This is a genomic window from Staphylococcus sp. HMSC072B07, assembly GCF_001815505.1.
Taxonomy (GTDB): Bacteria; Bacillota; Bacilli; order Staphylococcales; family Staphylococcaceae; genus Staphylococcus; species Staphylococcus simulans.
This window is the reverse complement of the sequence record NZ_KV820946.1, coordinates 6709-7626: the sequence shown is the minus strand read 5'-3', so window position 1 is coordinate 7626 and position 918 is coordinate 6709. Positions and strand designations below refer to the sequence as shown.

1 pseudogene is annotated in these 918 nt (G+C 41.9%); it reads right to left on the bottom strand.

The annotated features are described in order from the left end of the window. Window positions 1-918, bottom strand: a pseudogene (locus tag HMPREF3031_RS11240) (hypothetical protein); the annotation flags it as partial.

Below are 918 nucleotides of genomic sequence, written 5' to 3'. Positions count from 1 at the left end.
CTGTAATTGATTTACCATCTTGTGCTTTTGGAATTGTGACTTTTGTACCATCTGAGAATGTCACTTCAGTATTACCCTCAGGTGTTTGTGTAGAGCCTGTGATTGTTAATGGTTTCGCATCTGCGCCATTTTGACCCGCTTCACCTTGTGCTCCAGTATCACCTTTGTCGCCTTTTTCGCCTTTAGGAATTGTAACTTCTTTACCGTCAGAGAATGTAACTTTTGTATCACCATTTGGTTGTGGTTCTACTTTCGCGACTGTGACTGAATCACCTTTATCTCCTTTATCGCCTTTTGCGATTGTGACTGTAGTGCCATCAGAGAATGTAACTTTTGTATCGCCTTCTGGTGTTTTTTCTGTGCCTTGAACTGTGATAGATTGACCATTTAAGCCGTTTTGACCCGCTTCTCCAGTGTCACCTTTATCACCTTTCGCACCTTTAGGAACAACAACTTTAGTACCATCGCTGAATGTGATAACTGTGTTACCATCCGCATCTGGAGCTGTTGATTGAACAGTTACAGATTGACCATTCGCACCTGCGTCACCTTTTTCTCCTTTAGGAATAGTAAGTTCTTTACCATCACTAAATGTGACTTTCGTATCACCATTTGGTTGTGGCTCTACTTTTGCGACTGTAACTGATTGACCTGCTTCGCCAGCATCTCCTTTAGCACCTTTAGGAATGACAACTTCATGACCATCACTGAATGTCACTTTTGTTGATCCGTCTGGTTGAACAGCTGTTTCAGTAATTGTGATTGATTTGCCGTCTACACCATTTTGACCTGCTTCACCTTGTGCGCCAGTATCACCTTTCGCACCTTTAGGTATTGTGACTGTTGAGCCATCACTAAATGTCACAACTGTATTACCATCCGCATCTGGTTCAGTTTTTTCAACTGTAATTGATTTAC